At 59.1% G+C, this 14,210-nt stretch carries 13 protein-coding genes and 1 pseudogene; 7 read left to right on the top strand and 7 right to left on the bottom strand.

All coding sequences use genetic code 11. From position 1 onward, the window contains the following. Positions 1-40 precede the first annotated feature (40 nt). Both F3J19_RS07915 and F3J19_RS07910 read right to left on the bottom strand, forming a co-directional pair. Positions 41-1,372 (bottom strand): hypothetical protein, encoded by a 1,332-nt coding sequence (locus F3J19_RS07915; RefSeq protein WP_167039524.1) that lies wholly within the window; start codon positions 1,370-1,372, stop codon positions 41-43. 491 nt (positions 1,373-1,863) lie between these two features. Further along, positions 1,864-2,355, bottom strand: a complete 492-nt coding sequence (locus tag F3J19_RS07910; protein ID WP_167039522.1) for a hypothetical protein — start codon at positions 2,353-2,355, stop codon at positions 1,864-1,866. Positions 2,356-2,874: 519 nt separating this feature from the next. Here F3J19_RS07910 and F3J19_RS07905 point away from each other — a divergent pair. Next, positions 2,875-3,444 carry a hypothetical protein gene (locus F3J19_RS07905; RefSeq protein ID WP_167039520.1) on the top strand — a complete coding sequence of 190 codons (570 nt, stop codon included), beginning with the start codon at positions 2,875-2,877 and terminating at the stop codon, positions 3,442-3,444. A gap of 71 nt (positions 3,445-3,515) precedes the next feature. Here the strand turns inward: F3J19_RS07905 and F3J19_RS32570 are convergent. Continuing rightward, positions 3,516-3,691 (bottom strand): annotated as a pseudogene (locus tag F3J19_RS32570) (transposase); the annotation flags it as partial. Positions 3,692-3,802: 111 nt separating this feature from the next. Beyond that, the gene (locus F3J19_RS07895) at positions 3,803-4,870 is read right to left on the bottom strand and encodes a hypothetical protein (RefSeq protein WP_167039516.1); all 1,068 of its coding nucleotides are present in this window, start codon (positions 4,868-4,870) and stop codon (positions 3,803-3,805) included. Positions 4,871-5,409: 539 nt separating this feature from the next. Here F3J19_RS07895 and F3J19_RS07890 point away from each other — a divergent pair. The 4 genes from F3J19_RS07890 to F3J19_RS07875 all read left to right on the top strand — a co-directional run bounded on the left by F3J19_RS07890 (position 5,410) and on the right by F3J19_RS07875 (position 9,068). Beyond that, the gene (locus F3J19_RS07890; RefSeq protein WP_167039916.1) at positions 5,410-6,114 is read left to right on the top strand and encodes a GntR family transcriptional regulator; all 705 of its coding nucleotides are present in this window, start codon (positions 5,410-5,412) and stop codon (positions 6,112-6,114) included. A gap of 51 nt (positions 6,115-6,165) precedes the next feature. Beyond that, positions 6,166-7,572, top strand: coding sequence for an MFS transporter (locus tag F3J19_RS07885; protein ID WP_167039514.1), 1,407 nt, complete (start codon positions 6,166-6,168; stop codon positions 7,570-7,572). 55 nt (positions 7,573-7,627) lie between these two features. Further along, on the top strand, positions 7,628-8,500 hold the full coding sequence (locus F3J19_RS07880) for an isocitrate lyase/PEP mutase family protein (RefSeq protein ID WP_167039512.1): 873 nt from the start codon (positions 7,628-7,630) through the stop codon (positions 8,498-8,500). A gap of 175 nt (positions 8,501-8,675) precedes the next feature. Then, complete coding sequence (locus tag F3J19_RS07875) at positions 8,676-9,068, top strand: DUF3597 domain-containing protein (protein ID WP_167039510.1); 393 nt, start codon at positions 8,676-8,678, stop codon at positions 9,066-9,068. A 202-nt stretch (positions 9,069-9,270) separates the two neighbouring features. Here the strand turns inward: F3J19_RS07875 and F3J19_RS07870 are convergent, their stop codons facing one another. Then, the gene (locus F3J19_RS07870; RefSeq protein ID WP_167039508.1) at positions 9,271-9,543 is read right to left on the bottom strand and encodes a hypothetical protein; all 273 of its coding nucleotides are present in this window, start codon (positions 9,541-9,543) and stop codon (positions 9,271-9,273) included. A 410-nt stretch (positions 9,544-9,953) separates the two neighbouring features. Continuing rightward, positions 9,954-11,645, bottom strand: coding sequence for a Na/Pi cotransporter family protein (locus F3J19_RS07865; RefSeq protein ID WP_167039507.1), 1,692 nt, complete (start codon positions 11,643-11,645; stop codon positions 9,954-9,956). Between the two features lie 352 nt (positions 11,646-11,997). Here F3J19_RS07865 and F3J19_RS07860 point away from each other — a divergent pair, with 352 nt between their 5' ends. After that, the gene (locus F3J19_RS07860; RefSeq protein WP_167039505.1) at positions 11,998-12,738 is read left to right on the top strand and encodes a 3-ketoacyl-ACP reductase; all 741 of its coding nucleotides are present in this window, start codon (positions 11,998-12,000) and stop codon (positions 12,736-12,738) included. A 178-nt stretch (positions 12,739-12,916) separates the two neighbouring features. Next, on the top strand, positions 12,917-13,321 hold the full coding sequence (locus F3J19_RS07855) for a Fis family transcriptional regulator (protein WP_167039503.1): 405 nt from the start codon (positions 12,917-12,919) through the stop codon (positions 13,319-13,321). A 68-nt stretch (positions 13,322-13,389) separates the two neighbouring features. On the opposite strand, the gene F3J19_RS07850 is transcribed toward F3J19_RS07855, so the two are convergent. After that, positions 13,390-14,145: a 4'-phosphopantetheinyl transferase superfamily protein gene (locus F3J19_RS07850; RefSeq protein ID WP_167039501.1), complete on the bottom strand. Its 756-nt coding sequence runs from the start codon at positions 14,143-14,145 to the stop codon at positions 13,390-13,392. Positions 14,146-14,210: the final 65 nt, after the last annotated feature.

Genomic DNA, 14,210 nt, shown 5'->3' with positions numbered 1-14,210 from the left:
GATGCCTGGCGATGCCTCTGATGTCTGCACTAATATTGCGTCAAGGGCATGTGAGGGTTTGCTGAGCCGGCAATGTCTCTACGGTACTCTGCAGAGCGGAAGCCGAAGCTGCTGTATAGGCACTTTGTACATTATATTGTGCCGATTCGAGACTGGATTTGTCTGCAGGAATTTTGCTCGCGTTTGTAGGGTTGTTTTTGTCGGACTGAAGGGTGGCACAGGCAGTCTGGTAAGAGCTGACTGCCGCATAATATTTGCCGATGTTGCTTTGAAGGGTTGAATCGTTTTGCTTTTGAGCCAGCTGGCCCTGCGGAAGAACCGCGTTGCCTAGCGCCGTAGTAATGCCGCTAGTCGATGACGTCGACGCAAAAGAGAGTGCAAGCGCTTGCAGGAAAACATTGGGATCACCTAATTCGTGAACCGTTGCGGTTATATTGATCGGCCTGAATGGTCCGCCTATTGAAACGCCGTCATTATTCTTATATTGGACTCCCGCCGGCACTTTCTCGATCGGGACCAGAGTCCAGGCCGTTTGCGTATTATTGGATACATCGGAAATGGAAATTGTTTTTCCTGGCTTTATATTATAAATCAGCATCCCCACGGTCGATGCTTTATAGTAATCCGTTGCCGTCGATGGCGTCGGGTTGATAAAATTTATCGTTATACTGATCTGCTTACTCCTCCCCTCTTCGAAAACTCCCCCTAGCAAAGAGTGAGGGTAGTAAATTGCTGCAATCTGCGGTTTCACCACAAAATAATTTGCCGTTGCGTCTGCTGCGCTGCTTTGCAATTCTATTTCGGCATAAAACGACGGCACGGTGAGAGGCAGCGTGCCATCCGGCGGATTAAATAATCCCTGGTTCTTCGACAGCGAAGTGATTAGACCAGGGCTATTGGTACAGGAGGCGCCGAGAGAGCTTTTGAAATCCGGGTCCGTGCACCAGTCTGTTCCTTGAGTAGCACTCGGCTTCGCCAGTGCGATTACGTAACAAAATGGCGCTTGGGGCTGATAGGTTTTTTTGGCCGGATCCCAAAGCGCACTTTGATAGAAGGTCGCGCTATTCGAACTCACCTGATACCCCGCCTTATCTGCAGCGGCTGCGGCAGTTAGCGAGGAAGCAATGGCGCCGACCGCCGCGCCGATCAAGTCGCCCCCCAGCAGATTTTCTCCCGCTACGGCGAGCGCACCTGCGTTCACATTGAGAGACGGGCAGCGCGATTCCGGCCAAACGTAAAGCGTCGGCGGGTCAGAGACTGATGCGGCATGAGGCAGCAACGAGCATCCCATTGTGGGCAGGCAGATGACGACCGCGAGCCTCGCCCCCATACGGCGCCATAGATTGACTCTATCCGCAGTCGCGTTATCCATGATTTACCTTTTTCTGTTTGGAGCATGAACTTACAACTGCGGCGAATGCCGTCGACCAGCCAGGTGCTTTCTAGAAAATAGGAAGTGTGTCCTGGTTGGTCAAGCTGTTTGATGCCGCTGCCTGTAGCCTCTGCCAATCGCCAATGGGTTGGCCGCTTGTTGGGCAAATGTCTCTTCGTGGCCGGTAGTATGCGTTTACGCAGATTGTCCGAAAGCTGCTGGAGGTATTCCAACGTCCACTCCGGGGAATGCTCTACGGTCTGGTGCTGTCGGCCACAACCGACCGTATACAGCAGACGTGTCGCGGCCATTCGAGTGGCGCCTTCCTCGTTTACATCGTTCGATCGGGAGCTCAGTTGTTCAACAATTTCTAAAACCGCGGCTGGCGATCCACGCTTACTAGCGCCGATACGCCAGTTCGAGCGTCGCCTTTCGGCCAGCGCGGACACTCTGCCGGAGGCTAAAGACTTTTTGAGCAATACGTTGGGCGATCATTTCCCGATGCTGTTGGCAATCGCACGAAATGCTTGCATGTCCTGCTCGGACAAGCTTTGCTTTAAGGGGGCTACTCTCTTTACCTCTGGGACGTGCTCATAAATGTAATGATAGACAACCCCGCCATTGCCGTGAGGGTCTTGCCAAATTTCGAATGAGCCTTCCCGGCCGCCCGCATATTTCACGTCGAGAGAGATCGACGGTGGAGGCGGCGTTTCCATTAGCCCCTTCCAACCAGTACGGTGCGCGTCTATCCAGTGTGACAAAGCGAGAATTTGCTCTCGCTCCAGGGATACAGACTGCCCGTGGAGATAGCCGGTTGCCGACACGATCGGCGGCGTATCGATATTCTCCGTGCAGCTCGCGCTGGCCAGAATCAATGGCGCGGCAATCAAAAGGTGAAGACAAAAGAGCAAAGGACCTTTTGTTTTTTTGCCTCGCGCATACTCGGTATCAGAGAGCCCTTGGTGCTTGATGAAAGTGATCAAAGCAAACTCCTCAAATATGTCGAAGCAAAGGCAGCCACACTGCGGAATTTGTCCGAAGCCGACCACCTGGAGCGTGCGGGTCCGTCAAACGTCCACGCCGTTGCAGTTGCGCATGGTCCCCGCCCCAAGTTGCCGCTGAGGTTTAAATAGATCATACAATCGAATGGTCGCTGCACCTCAGAAGCAGATATGGCGACTCGATGGGACTGAACGGCGGCAACGGGTCGGAAAACCCATTCATCCACGACATAGCCGACACTCATCGGCACCGGGTTACAAAACTCAGCAAAACAACCTGCTGCAGCCGCAGGCAACCAGAACAGCGAACGTCCGCTCAGGCCGAATCCCACCCACCACCGAGCCTCCCGAACCCACCTTTGCCATGAACGGCAAATGGCCGCACATGTCACGTTTCCATCGTGCAGACTGTCTATCCTCCACTCAAGCTACCGCCGGATTACCTGCAATAGCCCGACTCCACCAGCGTGGAGCTGCTTATCTAACTTTGAGGAGATTGTCATGATGCAAATGCTCATAGTCAGAGATGTGCGGTTAGAGGGCTCGAAGCCCAAGGGTAATGAGGTTCTCGAGGTCGACGCTAGCACGCCTATCAGCTGGCCAATCGCCTGGATACTCAGCAGGGCAAAATTTTATAACTCGCAGTATGTATGGTTGAAGATCCTGGCTCATGGCTATGAGACGCCCGGGCTGCCTCTGGCGACAGGATTCTCTACGCGAACGGAATCAATGCAAGGCAACAGTCAGGGAGGCTATGGTATCCAGTTCTGCAATGAGGGATTGAATCTGCATACCATCCACAAGTTCAGAGTGCTTTTTGAATGGCTCGACTGGACTGATCTTTACTCCTGCGGGACGGCCTTCATCACGCCTGGCCACGAAGGCCGCTACGGCGACGGCAATACATTTTGCTCGAGGCTAGCCCAGACACTCGGCTCACCTGTTCGAGCATCAACTGCGGCTCAGCATTACGACCCCAAAGGAATGGACTTCGGCGCCTGGGAAGGAACCGTTCTGACATATGGGCCCAAAGGTAATGTTATAAATCTTGAGTACAATCCGAAGACTTGAATAAGGGGTGCAGGATCTACTCGGCCATGGAAGTCACCCGCTCTGAAGCCGCGCATGAATACGCCAGCTTCGAGTGTCATGGCCTTGTAGCGCATGCGCCCTTTGGCACTGTCGTCGCGCCAGCAAAGCCTCACGTCGTGCTCATCGAACACGATAAGACACTGGCTGGAGATAGCGACACGGTGCTGTAGCGCGAGAGGTATACGAGCGCAGCCTCAGGTCCGGCAAAGCAGCGCTTGGCATGGACGCCCCGCCCCACTCGCCGGCTCGCAGCACTGAATAGATGCCTTTACAGACGACGGCAAGCGAGTTGCCATCTATACTTCATGGCACGAGCGGAGCATGACAGATAGACCGATCAATCAACGCGCTTCTCGTAGATCTCGTACTCGACGCCATTCGTTACCTCCGTACCGGGCTCCGCCGGATACACCGTGCCAAACAGGTAGTCCAGCGCCGAGCTGACCGACTTATTGCCAGCGAGCCGCTCGTAGACAAACATGCCATAGTTCGGCTCCAGCACGACGAACACGTCTCTCGGGTGCCAATGGATAGCGGCGGCGTGCCCGGAGTTGTCTCCGGCTTTCCGCATGCCGAACCCGACTATCATCGCACGGCCGCTCGAGAAGTCCGTCGGTGCCGGGGCCGTCACCGCGTCGATCGCCGCTGACAGCGAAGCGTACTGCGTTTTCGGGCTCGACTGCAGCAGCGCGATGCCGCCGAACGTCCTCTTCTTCGGGAATTTCGCGTCCATATGTCCCGTGAAGAGTGCGAAGCTGTTCTGGTCGATGTCCTGGCGACGCGGCGCAGTTGCTCTTACCGGCGCCTGCAGTGACCTGTATTTATCCTCGACCTTCGGATAAAGTCCGCCGATCTGACGCACGGAGAGCTCCGTGGGCGTGTTTTGCAGTTGCGGAAAGATCCGCTTCAGCTTGTCGCCGTAGTCGATCCCCACGACATGCGCCTCACCGAGCTGCAGGTTGCGGTTGTAGTCGTCAACCAGTTGCGAGTTCACTTCCTGCAGGAACCTCTTCGCTCTGAGGTACTTGTCGTAAGCCTGATCGTAGTCGGCCTGGTTGCGATCAATCAGCGCATTGTTGGCTTCAAGATTGCGGTCGCTGATCGCGTTGAAGCTGGCCCAGGCATACCCCTGCCGCTTGGCCTGCTCCTGCATCCGCGTGTAGTAGTCGTAGCCTTCCTCAGCATTACGCTGCGGGTTGGCGCCGAAGCACGGCCGCCCGTTCTGCAGCACACGCCGGATCCAGTCCAGGCAGACGCCGTGGCAGTAGCCGGTGTCGGGCGAGTAGCCTTCGACCGGCAATGCACTGGCGTGCGCGAGCCGTTCCGGATCGGCCATATTGAAGTTCTCGAGCTTGCCACGGCCGAGGGTCGTGAGCTCCGAGATGATTGTTTCACGGTCGGGCATGGTCGGAGTTCCTGAGGAGAGGGCCTTTCACGAAAGTCAGTGGGATCTGCAGGTACATGAAATTCGATTTCATGTGGTTTCTTCCACAACGGCTCAACAAGGAGACTGACCTGCTTTACGTAACGAGATGCGGCTCTTCGGTGATGCCCGGAACGCACTCCTGATAAGTTCATTCAATCCCGAACGGCCAGCCTTCCGAAGGTTAATTTGCAAAGACGAAAAAGCAAGGTCGACGGCGGTGGGGTTTTCAGTGAGCTAAATGACGTGTGTTGTGTGGGATATCGCGCAGACAAATACATCCTCAGCAGCAGAGCCCAACATGGTCCGTGCATGAGGAGCATGCATGTTTGACGCGGAGCAGTCGCGCGAATGAACGTGTGACAGCGAGGGCGAACGACTGCAACCGGCTTTTCGGAAGTATCAGCGTGGCTGCCGCGAACCCCGCCGATACGCCACACCACGCGCCCAGGGAAACCACCAAGCGCCCACCACTCAACTTTGCATACAATGTATCCGCCTGATTCGTGAATTCCCTCACTATGGTCATGAAAGACGGTGTTTTGCATACAACGTACGCCGCACCGGCCCGCTCACCGGACGACGTCTACCTCACGATCAAACAGTCTCTCGCCGAAAACCGCTACGGCGCGGGTCAATACCTGCGCGAAGAACAACTGGCAAAAAGCCTCGGCGTGAGCCGCACGCCGGTGCGCGAAGCACTGCGCCGCCTCGGCGCCGAAGGTTGGGTCGAGATTCGCCCGAACTATGGCGTGCGGGTCAAAGCGTGGTCCTTGCAGGACGCGCGCGAAATATTCGAAGCGCGTATTCTGATCGAACCGTTCCTCGCCGGGCGTGCCGCATTGAAAATCGGCACCGCCGAAATCGAGCGGCTCGGCACGCTCGCCGAACAGATGTCCGCCATCACGCGGCGCACGTCCACACCCGAAACGACCGATGCATGGTTCGCCGCCAACGGCGAATTCCATTCGATCATCACCTCGGCCGCCGGCAACTCGCAGCTCGAGCGATCGTTGACGTCGATGAAGGAAACGCCGCTCATCAAGTGGACGTTCGACTCTTACGACGACGAACACCGAGCGAATAGCGCACGCCAGCATGTCGAAATCGTTCAGGCACTCGAGAACCGCCATGCCGCCTGGGCCGAAGCGATCACCCGCTGTCATATTCTGGCCGCCGAAAAAGCGGTGCTCGACCGTTATCAACGGGAACACCCTTTGCCGTAGTCCGTTGCCGCAACACGAATAGCCGTCGAATAACGACGCAGGAGACGTGAAATGCCGAGCACAGTGAATGCGGGTCCGAGACTGGACCGATTGCCCATCTCCGGTTTTCATCGGCGCATTCTCTGGCTGATCGGCGGCGGCATGTTTCTCGATTCGTTCGATATCTACCTGGCCGGCGGCGTGCTCGGTGCGCTGGCAAAAAGCGGCTGGTCGACGATGCAACTGAATGCGGCATTTCTCTCGTCGACCTTCGTCGGCATGCTATTGGGTGCGTTCACCGCCGGTTTGCTCGGCGACGCAAAAGGCCGCAAGTTCACCTATCAATTCAATCTCGCGATCTTCGGTCTTGCCTCGATCGCCGGCGCGCTCGCACCGAACATGATGTGGCTGATCGTCTGCCGCTTTTTCATGGGCCTCGGGCTCGGTGCGGAGATCGTCGTCGGTTATGGTTCGGTCGGCGAGTTCATTCCCCCCGCCGTGCGCGGCAAGTGGTCCGCGTATCTCTCGCTGATTACGAACTCGGCGCTGTTCTTCTCGACGTTCATCGGCTATCTGATCATTCCGACGATCGGCTGGCGCGCGATGTTTGCTCTCGTCGGCGCGGGCGCGCTCGTTGTGTGGGTGATCCGCAAGAAGATGCCCGAGTCGCCGCGCTGGCTCGAATCCCAAGGCCGCGACGCGGAAGCCGAGGCGATTCTTCGCGCGGCGGAGGCGGAATCGTCGCGAGGCGAGGCACTGCCTCCCATCGCGCCATCGCTCGAAGCGCTCGGCGCGCCGCCACGTTCCACAACACTTTTCGACCTGTTCAAAGCCGCGCAGATTCGCCGCACGCTACTCGCGATCTGCGTGCAGATCGGCGTGAATGTGGTGATCTACGGCTTTATCGTCTGGGTGCCGACATTCCTGATCAAACAGGGGCTCGGCATGGCTTCGTCGCTCGGCTATACCACGCTGATGTCGCTCGGCGGTCCCACCGGCGCCTTCCTCGGCGTGCTGGTTGCCGACAGAATCGGCCGTAAAAACGGGCTCATTGCCGTGGCGCTGATCGCCGCGCTGGTGGGCTGGCTCTATGGACATTCGACGAGCGTCGCGACGGCCACCGTGCTCGGCTTTCTGCTTTTCACGCTCACGTATCTGCTGGTCGCGCTCGGTATTGCCACGTATATTCCCGAGCTTTTCGCCACGGAGAACCGCATGCGCGCGAACGGTATCGCCGGTTGCGCGGGGCGCATCGCCGGTATTCTCGCGCCGCAGCTCGTGGTCGTCCTGTATGCGACGGGCGGCGTCAAGGACGTGCTCTCGGTCATCGTCGGCGTGCTCGTCGTCATGGCTGCGATGCTCGCGCTCTTCGGTATCGAAACGAACCGGCGCTCGCTCGAAGACATCGCGCCACCGCCCACCCTCGATACCGATGCCGAGCTCGCCGGCGCAGCGGTCGCCCCCGAGTCACGTCATTGACTCGGATCATTGAATCGACACATCACGGACACTCATCGTCATCAACGGAACCAGCATGAACGCACAGAGCAAACGTCAACAACTGAAGAGCCGTCTTGCACAACCGGAAATCGTCGCCGCGCCCGGCATCTTCGATCTGATCTCCGCGAAGATGGCGGACTCGATGGACTTCGACTGCCTGTACATGACGGGCTTCGGCACCGTCGCGTCCTATCTCGGCGTGCCCGACGCGGGTCTCGCCACTTACACGGACATGGTCGATCGCGTCACCGCGTTTTGCGGCGCAACCGGCACGCCGCTGATCTGCGACGGCGACACCGGTTACGGCGGTCTGCTCAACGTCGCGCACACGGTACGCGGCTACGAACGCGCCGGCGCCGCAGGCATTCAACTCGAAGACCAGGAGTTTCCGAAGAAATGCGGACACACGCCGGGCCGCAAGGTGATTGCGCTCGACGACATGGTGAAGAAGATCAAGGTTGCAGCCGAAACACGCGAGGACGCGAACTTCCAGATCGTCGCGCGCACCGACGCACGCACCTCGCTCGGACTCGACGAAGCATTGAGGCGCGGCGAAGCGTTCGCGAAAGCCGGCGCCGACGTGCTGTTCATCGAATCGCCGGAAACCGTCGAGGAACTGGAGACGATCGCGCGCACGTTCGATACGCCGCTGCTCGTCAATATCGTCGAAGGCGGACGCACGCCGCAACTGACACCCGCCGAATTGCAGAAGCTCGGCTTTTCGATTGCGATCTATCCGGCATCGGGATTTCTTGCTGCCGCGCAGGCACTGCGGGACGTCTACGGCCAGATCAAGGCACTCAAGGGCACCGTGCAGGCACAGAACAGCATGTATCCGTTCTCGCAGATGTGCGAGCTGATGGGCTTTCCCGCGATCTGGCAATTCGATCGTGAGCATGCCGAATAAATATACACAGAGATGTGCTAGCAACCACGGCTCATTGCCGTTGCCGATAGCCGGCACTAACAATCGCTGACAAAAATTCACGCTCCTCATTTCCGCGGATCGCGTAGCATAGCGAAGGCATGTCCTGCGAGCGCCACGCGCTCGCATTTGTCATTCAACTGTGGAGATTCTGGAAATGAGTATTTTTGGCGACATCGTGCATAAGCTGTTCGGCAAGGCCAAGCCGGACCAACCTGCCCCCGCCGCGGAACCGACACCGGACCCGGCTGCCGCGCAAGCCGCCGCGCCTGACACCCCCGCACCGCTCGCCGACGTCGACGTGGCCGCCGTGATGGATCAGCTCGTCAGCGAAAGCGGACAGACGCTGAACTGGCGCACCTCGATTGTCGACACGATGAAAGCGCTCGGCATCGACAGCAGCCTCGACCACCGCAAGCAGCTGGCTCAGGAACTGAAGTACAGCGGTGATATGAACGACTCGGCCAGCATGAACATCTGGCTGCACAAGCAGGTCATGCAGGCGCTCGCGGCCAACGGCGGCAAGCTGCCGGCCGATCTGGCAAGTTAAACGCCCGTCATTCGGGCGCGATTGCCCGGCGCAAACCATGGCTCGTGCAAGATGAAACGCGGCCGCTCATGAAGCCTGCACGAAGCCATGCATCAAGCCTCGCGCAAGAACCTCTGAGCGGTCGCGCCACTCCCCTACCCTGCGTACTGAACGAGGGTATCCCAACCTGCCGCGACTGAGAACGGCCCGATATCTCACCCGGCTATTGCGCCGCGGTAAGCTTGAGCCCGGGCTTCAGTGGCTGGGTCGTTTCCTGCGGACCTTTGCGTTCGTCCGACACCTGTTCAATACCTTTTCTCGTCACTTCTTCGAGAAAGGTCAGGCGAGCCCGGTAATAATCGGCGCGCAATTGTGCATCGAGCACGAGCTGCTCGGCCTGAAACAGCTCCATACGCAAGTTGTTCAACGCACGCTCGGCCTGTTTCTCGGGAGTAGGAGCATGTTGTGAAGCCCAGTTAGCAAGCCACCGCATCATGGTGAAGCCCTCCTTGAGTTCAATGCTCTGCTACAACACAGGCTATCAAATTCCGGGCACAACGTGTGTTAAATCCTCTCAAGCGTTGCGTATTGTGCAAGCCACGGCGCGTGGGCGCACCATGAACGCCCGTTCATTTCATGCCCGCTATGCGCCATGAGCGGCTATCGAACCCGATGCGCCGCGCTTTGCATGCCGCAATAGCGATGAAAAGAAAAAAGCCCGCACAGGGGAGGCGGGCGAAAACAACGCTCCATTAAAGCGTGTCATGACGATGACACGCAGGCAGTCTACTGCTGCTGCGGTGCGAATCTCTGTGGGGTTACCGGCAATTCATCGCACATCGGACAATCGCTAACGGTAACTGCGGACCCTGACTGTTATTCCAAGCGCAAACGTCAACGCCAACCTCAACGAAGCATTTCCACGTTCTTCACGATGGCACGCGCAAACTGTGCGACCTGCCGGCCCTGTTCGATCAGGTCCATCGCGAGCCGGAATGTCACCACGTCGGCCTTATCCGCGAGTTGAAGCCTGGCGAGTACGACCTGGCGCGCGGTCGTGGCCAATTGTTCGATTTCGCTTTTCGCGCCGATCACCTTCGCGCCTTCTTCGGCATCGGGTTCCTCGATCGTGCGAATCGCCTGTTCGAGATTGCGGATCACGGCATCGCTAAAGCGCGCGGTCGCCTCGTCGCGCAGGCGCACGAGATCGATCTGCTGCGTGAGTCTTTGCTGGCCGATCGTGATGAGTGTCGTGCTGACCACGCCGCTAATGCTCTCGAGATTGCTCGCCACCTGCGTGAAGCCGACCATCTGCTGACCTTCGTCTTCCGAATGCTGAACCTGCGAGAGCTGGCCGATATAGTGAAGAATCTCCGCAGCAAGCCGGTCGGCTTCCTTGTCCTGATCCAGCAGCAGATTGATCTCCTCGATCGTTCCGGTTGAAATCGTCTGCGAGCCTCGTCGCACGATATCGAGCACCTGTCCGCCGAGCCGCGTCAGTTCGATGCGCACGCGCTGCAATCCGAGCGACGGCACCGTCAGCGAAGACGCGTCGAGATAGAGCGGGTCACCGGCCGGCTTGGCCGCCTGCGCGCGTGTCGGCACGATCAGTTGCGCAAGCCGCGCGATCGGTCCGGTAAACCAGATCAGCACCAGCGTGCTCGCCACGCTGAAGATCGTATGAGCGTTCGCGACCTGACGCGGCGCTTCGGCCGCGAGCCGGGCGACGCCCTGCAACTCCGGATGCGACGGCGAAACGTAGCGCACCAGCTCCGCCATCTGTGGAATCACGAAAATCCCCACCGCCACGCCGAGCAGATTGAACACCAGATGCACGACGCCTACCTGCACCGCTTCGGGCGTTTTGCCGATCGACGCGAGCAGCGCGGTGCCGCAAGTACCGACCTTCGCGCCGAGAATCAGCGTGATCGCCGCCTCGAGCGGCATCAACCCTTGCCCGCTCAGCGCGATGACGATCGCGAGCGTCGCCGCCGAGCTTTGCACGATCGCCGTGAAGACCGCGCCGACCACGATGCCGACGATCGGGTTGCGCATATCCTGCATCGCGTCGATAAACGGCTGAAACGTGCGCAGCGGATGCGTCGCCTCGCCCATCAACTGGATGCCCATGAAGAGCAGGCCGAGCCCGAGCACCACGCGGCCGATCTCGCGCAGCAGTTCGCGCTTGCCGAACGCATGCAGCACGAAGCCGGCCGCGAGCATGAACGGCGTGAGCCGCGATACATCGAATGCGATGATCTGCGCGGTGATGGTCGAGCCGATGTTCGCGCCCATAATCATCGGCACGGACTGCGCCAGGGTCATCAATCCGGCGGAAACGAAGCCGACCATCAGCACGGTCGTGATCGTCGACGAATTGAGCAAGGCGGTCACGACCGCGCCGGCCACGACACCGCGAAAGCGGCTCGCGGTCAGCACGCCGAGCAACGCCTGCAATCTCGATCCCGCGATCGCCTTCAGGCCGCCGGTCATGAACTCGAGACCGAGAAGAAAAAGAGCGAGGCCACCGATCAACAGCCCGAATATCCCGACCCAGTTCAGCCCGACCGGGTTGATGTCCGTCAGGTAGTCAGTCATCCTGCGAGGCCCTTGTGAGGAAGCAGATGCACGAAATTACAGCGCGCGCGCTGGCATGTAAAGCGAGTTAAGCAACGCCTGATTTCCTTGTGCCGCGATGCGCATCCCCCTGCGCCCGGTCCGGACACCGTTTCATTACAGTTGAAAGCCATGCCGATGAGGCTGCTGAGGGCACCGCCGGTGTCACCGCCAATGTCACATTAATGACAGGATCGAGCCGCGCTCCGGCCGTGCGATTGGCAGTTAACCCGTAGGTAAAAATGCCCATCGTCCGGCCTGCGGGCGGCTGCCAATAATATCCCCATCCTCCGAATCGACTCGCTGCACACCACCCCAGAAAGAAGGAGGACTTATGGCAAATCGTATTGCCTACGTAACCGGCGGCATGGGCGGTATCGGTACCGCAATCTGCCAGCGCCTGCACAAGGAAAATTACACGGTCATCGCGGGCTGCGGCCCGAATTCGGCACGCAAGACCCGATGGCTCGAAGAACAGAAAGCGCTAGGTTATAACTTCGTCGCATCGGAAGGTAACGTCGCCGATTGGGAATCCACCGCGAAAGCGTTCGAAAAGGTCAAGAAGGAAGTCGGCGAAGTCGACGTGCTCGTCAATAACGCGGGTATTACGCGCGACGGCGTATTCCGCAAGATGACGCATGAAGACTGGAACACGGTGATCGACACCAATCTCACGAGCCTGTTCAACGTGACCAAGCAGGTCATCGACAGCATGGTCGAGCGAGGCTGGGGCCGCATCATCAACATCTCGTCGGTCAACGGCCAGAAAGGCCAGTTCGGGCAAACCAACTATTCCACCGCGAAAGCCGGCATTCACGGCTTCTCGATGGCATTGGCGCAGGAAGTCGCAACCAAGGGCGTGACGGTCAACACCGTATCGCCCGGCTATATCGGCACGGACATGGTGCGCGCGGTCAAGCCCGAAGTACTCGCGAAGATCGTCGAGAGCATTCCGGTCAAGCGCCTCGGCGAACCGGAAGAAATCGCCTCGATCGTCGCGTGGATCGCCTCGGAAAGCGCGGGCTTCGCGACGGGTGCCGACTTCTCGCTGAACGGCGGTCTGCATATGAGCTAACGGAAACGGCAGCGCATTTCACGCGGCGTGAGCGTGTCCCGCTTCAATGGACACTTCATCAGGTTCCAGATGATGTCGCGGCCCGGCGCGAGCCGGCCGCGTCAGTGAGCTTATGGCCAGAAAAGCCAGCCCTCCTCACGAAGCACACGCGAAATCGGCCCCGTCGCGCTCGAAGGCGATGCTGCAACCGATCGTGCCGGCCAAAGCGGGCGAAATCTCGCTCGACTATCACATGACGCTCGAAGCATTGCGCAGCGGCGTCGGCAATCAGTATCACGTCGGCAGCATGGCGCAAGCCATCTATATGACGATGCTGCTCAATCAACGCGGCTATGGCGCCGCGATGCCCGATCTGTTTCGCGACGCCGAAAGCGTCATTTTGCGTTGCCGTCAGGCGGGACTCGAAACAGGCGTCTGTGCCGTCGATAGCGATGCCTATGCCCTGCTCGGCCAGGTGCTCACGCTCTTCGATCAGCAACTCGCGGCCGCGCCCGTGCAGGAACTGATTGCCGTCAACGCGAGGCTGAAGCAGTTGTTCAGCACGGCCAATGCACAGCGCGACGGTAAAGAGCTGGCGCCGTAACGCGCGAGTGTGCTGTTGCTATTCATGCAATGCGCGTCGCGCTTACCCCGAGTACTCACACAGAGCGTTCACCCGGAACGTACAGCGGCATCGCGCGACCATGCGATACAGCCGCAATAACCTGGCGACACGGCAAGCCAAACCGCATCGAGCCCGGTAATCAGGCTTGCCCTACGCGCGCTCGCATCGCTGACCTCGACACGCGGCTCATGCTGTGCTTCGCCGAGCACCGAAAACCACGTCATGCCATCGCCGATGCCGACGCCAAGCGCTTTCAACAACGCTTCCTTCGCGGTCCAGACGCTGAAGAACGCATCGCCCCGCTGCTCCACCGGCAACGCCGCCACGCACGCCTCGTCGCCGGGCGCGAATACCGCGGGCACCAGCGCCTGCCAGTTCATGTCCGTGCGCGCGACCTCGATGTCGACACCAACCCTGCCCCGCGCGGCAATCGCGATCAAGGCATGCCGGCCTGAATGCGATACGTTGAAGTCGGGCTGCGGCTCCTGAGCCGGCACGAGTCGCGGCCGGCCCGCGGCATCCCGCTCGAAACGCAATTCAGCAGCCGCCACACCGGTTCTTTCGGCGAGCAGGCGGCGCAATACGACGCGTGTCGCCGCATGGCGCAGCGTATCTTCGTGGCGCTGGAAACGCGCGGCTTTCGCGCGCTCGTCGGCGGAAAGCACGGCGAAACAGGGGTGGTCGAGCGTCGCGTCAAAGTCGAACGTAAGACAGAAGACTTCGATACCGGCTGCGCGCGCACGTGGCACGTCGAGCAGGTGAACGTCGAAATTCGGTGCAGCAGTGGCGGTCGTCGAATCCATTCGAACGGGATGGTGAGGCATGCCAGTAATGGCCAATGCGGGTTTGCATCATTTACCTGAAACGA

The organism is Burkholderia sp. Ax-1724, from assembly GCF_011752995.1.
GTDB lineage: Bacteria > Pseudomonadota > Gammaproteobacteria > Burkholderiales > Burkholderiaceae > Paraburkholderia.
Note: the sequence above shows the minus strand (reverse complement) of the source record. Positions and strands in the feature narration are given on the sequence as shown.